At 49.2% G+C, this 6,701-nt stretch carries 5 protein-coding genes; 3 read left to right on the top strand and 2 right to left on the bottom strand.

Going from position 1 to position 6,701, the window contains the following annotated elements:
• Positions 1-62: 62 nt before the first annotated feature.
• On the bottom strand, positions 63-1,790 hold the full coding sequence (locus N5098_RS15245) for a metallophosphoesterase (RefSeq protein ID WP_267638744.1): 1,728 nt from the start codon (positions 1,788-1,790) through the stop codon (positions 63-65).
• 251 nt (positions 1,791-2,041) lie between these two features.
• On the opposite strand from N5098_RS15245, the gene N5098_RS15240 reads away from it, so the two are divergent.
• The 3 genes from N5098_RS15240 to N5098_RS15230 all read left to right on the top strand — a co-directional run bounded on the left by N5098_RS15240 (position 2,042) and on the right by N5098_RS15230 (position 5,588).
• Entirely contained in the window at positions 2,042-2,842 is an 801-nt protein-coding gene (locus tag N5098_RS15240; RefSeq protein WP_267638743.1) for a ParA family protein, read from the top strand.
• Positions 2,839-3,234, top strand: a complete 396-nt coding sequence (locus tag N5098_RS15235; RefSeq protein ID WP_267638742.1) for a hypothetical protein — start codon at positions 2,839-2,841, stop codon at positions 3,232-3,234. Before N5098_RS15240 ends, N5098_RS15235 begins: the two co-directional genes overlap by 4 nt.
• A 119-nt stretch (positions 3,235-3,353) precedes the next feature.
• Complete coding sequence (locus tag N5098_RS15230; protein ID WP_267638741.1) at positions 3,354-5,588, top strand: AAA domain-containing protein; 2,235 nt, start codon at positions 3,354-3,356, stop codon at positions 5,586-5,588.
• Positions 5,589-5,773: 185 nt separating this feature from the next.
• Here the strand turns inward: N5098_RS15230 and N5098_RS15225 are convergent, their stop codons facing one another.
• A complete protein-coding gene (locus tag N5098_RS15225; RefSeq protein WP_267638740.1) occupies positions 5,774-6,556 on the bottom strand; it encodes a tyrosine-type recombinase/integrase in 783 nt (260 codons plus the stop codon).
• Positions 6,557-6,701 lie beyond the last annotated feature (145 nt).

The raw sequence follows: 6,701 nt of genomic DNA, 5'->3' as shown, positions 1-6,701 counted from the left end.
TGAAGAACGTCTCTACCGTAGGATTATCTTGCAGGGTCGCTGGGCTCATACCACCTCAGCGTTCACCCTGCTCTCTGGTATGAGAACTGTTCTATGACACCCTCTTGCTCGGTTATTTCGTCCTGGGTACAGATATCGTCCAGAGTACAGTCGACGGTGAGTGTGAAACCGCCAGTTAACGCATCGGTCTGGTCCGCGATGGTATCTGGTGCGGGACTTTCCCAGGCATCGTCCTTGGTTGCGAGAACGTATTCAGGGTGGTTTTCCAGAAAGGCGGCGAGATCAGAACAGTTGGCCCGGATACGATCCGCTATTTTGCTGACCTCAGGATCATCGGCCCAGGGACCAAAATACAGCCCACAGATCACGCTGCGATCGAAGAACCCTCGCGCAGAACCGGTGTCGATCCCAAACTCGATTTGCAGTCCGCCAGACGGTTTCCCGAGCGTCTGATATTTTTCGTGTGCAAGCCCTAACCAGACGTATTTCGACTGTTCTGAATCGTGAGGGCCAATGTATGGCGATCCTGGGTTCCCCTGCCACATGAACGAATCGAACCATGCTGTATTTACGAAAGCGGCTTCGACCCGCGTTTGCAAGCTTTCGAATTTGGCTGCTATGTGAGTGGAGTCGGGAGATTCTTCCTCTGAAGTATCTAATTTCGACAATTCGTCGGAGGTAAACTCGATAGAGGCTGAGGGAATTGTCTGTCTCTCTAGCGGTTGATGTAGCCCATCAGATTTGCCTGCAGCTGTTGAATTCATCTCTGTATCGGATTTCCCTTCAGATGTTGAGTCCTCCGGCTGCTGATCGGAAGACAGACCTTTGCCTTCGACTCCGTCTGTCCGTCCCGAACTGTTATCCGCGTCTTCGACAGGTTCTGGAGTGTCCTCCCGGCGATCGTAGACGCGGGCTATCTCACATCGTTTGTCGAGTTCCTTCTGGATATTCTTTCGGCTCGGGGTCTTCGAGCCTTTCTTCCCACGTAAAATTAGCAGGGCTGCCTTGCCTGCTAGATCTACCTGATCCAACCGATGCTGAATATCGGCCATCGTCGTGCTTTCATTGGTTTCCAGAGCAAGCCCTTCGTAATCTCGGGTTTCGAGGTGCTTAGGCTCGGTACTGATCGAGTCTTCGGTGATGGTATAGATATTTACGCGGCGGGGACGGTCCCATTCAGACTCCTTGGGTTTCGTCATCCACTTTCCTAGCACCCGCTCGGGACTTCCGGGTGAAACGATTCGAGAGCTAAATTCCATCTGATCTACAGGTCCATTCTGATCACCGAGCAACACCGCATCTACATCTGTTCCGATGACATCTATGAGGTGAGACACCCCAACCTTCTCGCAGGAACACACTATCCGCGCTCGCTGTGGTGGTGCGGGGTCGACTTGCTTAAGATCTCCTACACTGGTTTCGGAGTCAATGCCACAAACAGCAACATCACCAACTATCTGCCATTCCGCTTCAAGGCGCCGAAGGAGCCCCTCCACTTGGAACTCACGAAGAATAGCGAGATCCCGGTCTCGGTTGCCATAGAGGAGCCAAAATGGAATTCCAGTGTCGTTCAATCGAGCCAGTACTTCCCTGCAGTCTTCAACAACCTCTGCTGGTGGATTCTTCGTCCAGAATAGATTTCCCGTATGAATCACTCCATCAACGTCTTCACGAAGCGCGTAGGCGATAGCTTGCTTGAACGCCTGTAAATAGTCTTGTCGTCGCTGTTTCCGCCCCATGTTTTTTCTATCGAGAAATGTGTCGGTGGTATGTAGTATTGAGGTGGCCACTGATATCTGTATAATAAATAAAATAGAAAAAAGTTAATCATCTATCGATCTTGTCACCCCGGTCATAGGATATATCTCGTATAATTTGTACTGTGCATGTATCTCGAATAACGCGTATTATGCACTCTGTCAAAATGGTTGGAAGGTAACCCAGTACTCTGTCTGACGAAATTTTATCTTACTCGAATCATGTGTACTATTTGCATGTCTCGAAAAACTCGTATTATGCGAAATATACAGGGGGTGGTATTGTGCGCGTAGATGTTGGGATGCAAAAGGGAGGTGTTGGAAAAACGACGACAAGTATCAACCTTGCAGGGGCGCTAGCTGATCGAGGTCACGATGTTCTTGCGGTCGACGCTGATCCACAAGGTGGACTCACACTCAAATTAGGATACCGCGACCAATATCGCGAAGGAGAGTATGCACTCTACGATGTTCTCTCTGATATTGGGGAACTCACACTCAACGATCTTGGCGAGTTAGTTGTACACGGGAATGAATTCGATATCGTTCCGTCCCATATACGCAATTTTCGACTAGAGAAGCATCTTTACTCGGAAGCTCGCGGAGTTGAGGCATTAAAACTAGCATTGGATCGCCACGATGGGAACTACGATTACGTTATCATTGATTCACCGCCAAATCTTGGACCGTTGGCTGACGGTGCACTGCTCGCTGCTGAGAATGTTCTCTTCCCCAGCCATGCCAACACTATAGCAAAGGATTCGCTGGAGATTCTCTTCGATGAAATCGATACGTTGGAGGCGAAGTTCGAGGATGTGAACGTCTCAACTGTTGGGGCTGTTCTTAACGAAGTTGGTCGCGACGGTGTTAGTGCAGAGATGGAAGAGTGGTTTATCGACACATTTAGCGAGGAATATGTCTTCCAGATTCCCGACTGGGCTGCCGTAGAGCATGCTATCGAATATCGCACATCTGTCTTTGCGTATAACCCGGATGATGCGGGTTACTCGTGGGATATGGATAAGACAGAGGCACTGCGCGACAAGTACAACGAAATCGCAGCACACGTCGAGGACCTATCATGACCGATCCAAAAGACGAACTCGGAGCACGATTCGAGGACCGCCGACCAGACGATGACAAGGAAACCGAGAGTGCAGGAGGAGACAGTACGCAAGATACGTCTACAGATAATATGAATAACTCGAATAATCTGGGTAATACGGGTAATACAAATAATAAGCCGGGCCCCGACCGGGACGAAGATGCAACCCGCCACAAACGCCAAGTTCCGATGTATCTCCCTGAAGAGAAGGCAAGCCAGCTCAATGGCCTCTATGAACGGCTAGATGGACGGTCTAAAGTTGCAGGCGATGGGGGAATCGAGAAACATGCTGACTTCATGGAAACACTGGTCGAATTTGCGGCTGAACATGAAGACGAAATGGCTGCTCGACTCGGTATTGACCCGAAATAGCACGCACAAGCGAAGGGTCACTCGTTAATGGAGTGATTGTCACATCAGAGATTTTTCGTAGCACAATCCCGACGACAGACGTAGTTTTATTGTTTTGAACGAGTAGAAGGTAGTATCGAATGTCACTGTTGTTCGAGCATGCTGTCGATCAGTTTTCCTTGGATAGTGGTTCATTGTTCTCTGCAGACACTGCTGATTTAGCAAAAGGGGGTAACGATATTCCGGTTCGTCCTATCGCTGAATTCGCCTCTCATTACGACTCGCTCACACATCCAACGCGTGACTGGATCTGTATCCCGATACACAGTGAAGATAGTGCGGTTCCGACTGATCAGTACGTCGCATATACTGATCACGATGTGCGTGGCCAGATCTTTCTCGTTGAACGAGAGGGTGAGCATGAGCCGATCAGTGCGGACACATTCGGGCAAACAGAACTGGCGAATCGTATCCGTTTCTGGCATTCCGATTACCTTCCAGAATCTAACCCACCTGGATACGATGCGCCGATCAACGATCACGAGCAGCCAAGAAATCCAGTTGAGTCTGGAGAACTTCTCGAGCAATTTCGGGCCTATGTTGCCGACGAACGATCTGCCACTCGAGATGCCAATATCGCTCGTGGACAGACCTATTCAGCACGAGTTCGCTACGAACAAGGAGAATCCGCGATCCCATCACTCGTTTGCCTCGGTGAAGAGAACGGCGAGTACCAGTTTCGTGTTGAGTTGGACGAAGAGCTAGCGGACCAGAGAGACGATAATTGGAGTTATTTTGTCGAGAGTGAATTTGGGATCTACCAAAAGAACGAAATATTGATTCACGCGGGTCATTCCGAAGCACCTGCTGATTTTCCAGTTTCCGGCGAGATTGAAAAGATCCGTGGCCTAAACCTCTGGCTTAGTATTGATTGGGGTTCTGTTGACAATTCTGCGGCTGTCGGTTCCTACCTTCGCGGTGACCGCGAATTTGGTCTTTCTGAGCTTCTCAATCCTGTGCCATTCGATCGGGAAATAGAGGCTATCGAGAACCTGAAAGGCGATTCTTTTCATGCAATTCTCCTCGGCGAACAACCGCTCACCTTTTCTCATGAGGCAGCGGCACGGAGTGAACCATTTGATACTGAACTAAACCAAGAACAGCAACTCGCTGCTGAGTATGCTTTGCTCGCAGATGATTTATTCTGTATCCACGGCCCACCAGGAACTGGAAAAACGCGTACCCTACTGGAGATTATTCGACGTGCTGTTGATGCTGGCGAGGACGTCCTTGTCTGTGCTGACTCGAATCAAGCACTTGATAACCTCGTTGCTGGCTCCTCGGTTCCTGGAGATCCGGATATCCAATCACTACACGCACACAGCCAGCACGGTGATGAGGAATTCGTTCTTGACCGTCTGAATGCCAGTCGCTCACGGAACGCTGTCGTGAGGGCCCAATATGCTGATGTGCCTAACCGAGCAGATGTCGTTGCAGCAACAAACAGCAGCGCTGCGACCCTCGCTCGAACGTTCGATTTAGTAGTTCTGGACGAAGCGACGCAGTCAACGTGTACTGCATCTTGTATTCCACTTACACGGGCCAACCGGGCAGTACTAGCAGGTGATCACCAACAGTTGCCTCCGTTCAGTGCAACCGAGGAACCACCAGAATCGAGCTATGGTCTCTCGCTATTCGAGCATCTCTATGCAGACGGTGGCGTGTATGAAGATGTCGGACTCCAACTCAAGACACAGTATCGGATGCACCGTGACATTGCTTACTTCTCAAACAGGGAGTTCTATGACCGGTCGTTACGGAATGGAGAAATCGTGGAGTCGCTTCCAGAGCGGCCTGCTATTGAAGGCTACAATATTGGCGGTTCTGTCAATGTTGTCGATCATTCTAGAGCCAATAAGACCGAAGCCCGGCTTGTTGTCCATCTTGCACAGCAGATACTTACTGAAGTTCCGCCAGACGAAATTGGCATCATTACGCCGTATGCCGCACATGGGCGATTGCTTCGTAATCTCCTCTCAGATTATATTGACTCGGCTGACCAGCTCACTGTCGATACAATTGATTCCTTCCAGGGTAGTGAGAAAGACGCGATTATTATTTCGCTTGTTCGGAGCAATGCGGAGGGGAATATAGGGTTTCTTGGGAGGCCGTCTGATGGTCCGCGACGCCTGAATGTTGCACTCACACGAGCCAAGCGCTACTGCGCGGTCGTTGGTGACTTTCATACACTAAAGTATGACACAGAGAATAAGTGCACTGACCTGTACCAAGACTTCGCTGATTATTTTTCTACAACAGGACGACTGAACTATGTTGATCCACAATTCATCCCTGTAGAGTTCCCTGACCAGTGAATTTGGGAACTCACTAATCGTAGATCTGAAACAAAGAGTATCACGTATAACTCGGGTTTTTCGCGTAACTTGGATAATACGAGTTATACGTCTAATGCATGATCGAAATCAGGCGAAATACACTAAGAGCAGGCTTCGTGGTGGCTCTATGAGACAATTTAGTTCCGGTGCTACAGCCAGTTAGATCAAGAATCGTCACCAAACACGTTATCAGTGACGGTAGCCACTTCCCCAGCTTCAATATCTGCGTACATCTCTGATGTTGTCTCTGGATCAGAGTGACGAAGTGCTTTCTGCGCATATTCAAAGGCCGAATCTTTGTATAATTGCTTTCCAAGTCCACGCCTCGCGCCGTGTGGTTTCAGATACTCGAAGTCCCCCTCAACATCGATATCCCCTTTTTCACAGTGGTCCTTCAGAATTGTCCGGACTGTCGTCGTTGAGATTGACGGTGGAGCTGTTCCCGTTTCGCGTAATACTGTCATTACATCTTCGTCGTTGAGATCTCTATCAGTGGCGTCACGGGCTGTCTTATAGAGGCTGGGTGAATGTGATGTAGGGAAGACCGGCCAATCATCCAACGGTGGATTTAGAACTCTCTCGTACCGCTGTACTGCAGTATGTGCAATTTCTGGAAACTGTACTTTTTCGCGCTTTTGATCCTTTCCAAGGACAGTGATCGTACAATTTGAATAATCGATATCACCCCAGTAAATCCCACGTCTTCGATCATCGTTGCTGTCGTGGACTAACTCAGCACATCGGATCCCGGTGAACGCTAATAAATATACGAGTGCTCGGTCACGACATTCCACTACTGCATTAGACCCTTGATCGTTAATCGCTTCGTGGGCACGTTGATCGACATACCGAATAATTTGCTCTCTTTCAGATTCACTCCAAGTTTGGGGCTTCTTTCCTTCTCCTCGGCTTTTGTCGGGAAGTTCATCAGTGATACGTTCCTGCATAGCAGGATTAGATGTGATCCATTCCCACTCTTCACAGTAGGATACCCCGTTGCACGTTCAAAATTAATTCACCGGACAACGTGGTCGGACCGGAATTTGGCCCAGCAGTGATGAGTCAGTGTCAATTATTCCTAATAAGCTGATA

The organism is Halovenus rubra (genome assembly GCF_026586665.1).
Classification (GTDB): domain Archaea; phylum Halobacteriota; class Halobacteria; order Halobacteriales; family Haloarculaceae; genus Halovenus; species Halovenus rubra.
This window is presented reverse-complemented; position numbering and strand designations above follow the sequence as displayed.

Excerpts from the sequence above, each read along its gene's own strand:
- N5098_RS15230 (WP_267638741.1), top strand. The coding sequence starts at position 3,354 with ATGTCACTGTTGTTCGAGCATGCTGTCGATCAGTTTTCCTTGGATAGT.
- N5098_RS15235 (WP_267638742.1), top strand. The coding sequence starts at position 2,839 with ATGACCGATCCAAAAGACGAACTCGGAGCACGATTCGAGGACCGCCGA.
- N5098_RS15225 (WP_267638740.1), bottom strand. The coding sequence starts at position 6,556 with ATGCAGGAACGTATCACTGATGAACTTCCCGACAAAAGCCGAGGAGAA.